The following is a 1467-nucleotide window of genomic DNA, read 5'->3' on the forward strand; positions in this document are numbered from 1 at the left end:
CCAGGTGGATATTGCCCGCCTCGAAGTCGAAGCTCTCGAAGCTGCCGTGGCAGCTGAAGCAGCCCGGACCCGTGACCGGCATGGCGTTCGCGGCCGCCAGCTGCGGCTCCTCGCTATGACAAACGCTGCAGTTGGTCATGTACGTCGGATAGGTGGTGGCGAACTCGTCTGTGCCGTACACATAGACCCCGTCGGGGAAGTTGTGGGCATTATGGATGCCATGAATCAGGCCGACGTAGCTGTCCTCGAAGCTGAGGAACGGCAGGCCGCCCTCGGCCTTGTGGCAGACCACGCACTCGGATGACTCCATCCCCGGGTAGCCGAACCCGGCATGAACCACCAGGCCCTTCGGGCCGTGGCAGTCACCGCAGGCAGCATCGCTGGCGATATCCGGGAAAGCGGGCGCGGGGAAATCCCCCGACACCACGGCTCTCGTCATGCCATTGGTGACCCGCAGGAAGAAGCGGGCCGCCGTGCCCGCCGCGGCCACGCCGCCCGGGATCGTGATGGTGTAGTCGCCGTCGCCCAGAGATACCGGGTCATCGGCGCCGGCGGGCAGGGTTATGCCGCCGGTGTAGATGTAGTCGGAGTCCGTCACGGTGAAGTCCTCGACGGGCTCGCCATCGATCAGCAGGTTGTAGCTGACCACGACATTACCCGCGCCGTCGTCAGCGAGCACGACGCCGCTGATCGTCGGCACGCCGGTAACGGCGTGAGCCGCGAGCGCATCTGCAAAGGCGCCGGAGTCATGGCAAACGGCGCAGGACTCGATGGGCGTGACTACGGCATCTTCGCCCGGAGGTCCCTCAGGCCCCTGCGGCCCGGTGTCTCCGACCGGGCCTTGCGGCCCAGGGTCGCCGTCGTCGCCTTCACAACCCGCCAAACCAAGAAAGGCAGCAAGCGCAAGCGCTGCCGCCATAGTCAATTTTGCCTTCATTGTTGCCTCCCAAGGGACACGAGGCGCCCCCGATAAAGAACACATCCGGACTCCTGAGCTGGAGCCTCCTTGCGGACTGCGTCATGAGGATGGTGCGACCTATTAACCCGTTATCCAATCAGGGAATTTACGCACCGTAGTGGTAATGAGAATCAACCCGAACAACGACTGGACCAAAGAAAACGGCCGGGAGATCGCTCTCCCGGCCGTCGTGGTTTTGGTGGGGAGGGATGGGCCCGAGGGCCCATCCGCCACCTTCGTCGTTAATTGACTGCGTCGATGATCGTCTGGCGACCCTCAGGGAATGCCTGCGGGGTCCAGCCGTTCTGGTACGCATGCGCCTTCAGCGCGGCTTCCACAGCGGGATCGCCGCTGCGATGGCACGTCATGCAGGAGGAGGCCAGGGCGCCCTCGAGCACGTCGTTGAGCTGGTCGCCGAAGGGCGGCTCACCCGTCTCGACCGTCGAAGCCATCGCCACGTCGGCACCCGGCAGGATGTCGAAGCCCGGCACATGGCAGGCGTAGCAGGC

Annotated in this window: 2 protein-coding genes; both read right to left on the reverse strand. The window is 64.8% G+C overall.

Translation table 11 applies throughout. From position 1 onward, the window contains the following. Positions 1-700 (reverse strand): hypothetical protein (locus tag G6N75_RS12245; protein ID WP_206203102.1); only part of this gene is annotated, 700 nt, incomplete at its 3' end. A gap of 500 nt (positions 701-1200) precedes the next feature. Beyond that, on the reverse strand, positions 1201-1467 hold a 267-nt coding region (locus G6N75_RS12250), incomplete at its 5' end, for a hypothetical protein (RefSeq protein ID WP_206203103.1).

The organism is Thioalkalivibrio sp. XN8, from assembly GCF_011058255.1.
GTDB lineage: Bacteria > Pseudomonadota > Gammaproteobacteria > Steroidobacterales > XN24 > XN24.